Genomic DNA, 240 nt, shown 5'->3' with positions numbered 1-240 from the left:
AGCACGGAGCACTCTGCGTGACGCACTACAGCTGCGGCGTTGGAACCGAGCAGATAAGTGGTGATATCCGGTCGATGGGAAGCAATGATGATCATATGAGCGGGGATCTTCTTCGCCAATTCCAGAATGCGGTCTTTGGGCGAGCCTTCCTCAACATGGACATGCACTCTGTCGGTTGGCAGTTTAAATTTTTTAATGATCTCTTCCAGTTGCGATTTGGCTTCCGCTTTCAGGTCATCC

The 240-nt window shown here is 50.8% G+C and carries 1 protein-coding gene; it reads right to left on the bottom strand.

Annotated features, from left to right (window positions below):
• The coding region (locus SB816_RS34565) for a universal stress protein (protein ID WP_410548568.1) at positions 1-240 on the bottom strand (240 nt) is incomplete at both ends.

Source organism: Achromobacter sp. SIMBA_011 (assembly GCF_046535435.1).
Classification (GTDB): domain Bacteria; phylum Pseudomonadota; class Gammaproteobacteria; order Burkholderiales; family Burkholderiaceae_B; genus Achromobacter; species Achromobacter dolens.
This window is presented reverse-complemented; position numbering and strand designations above follow the sequence as displayed.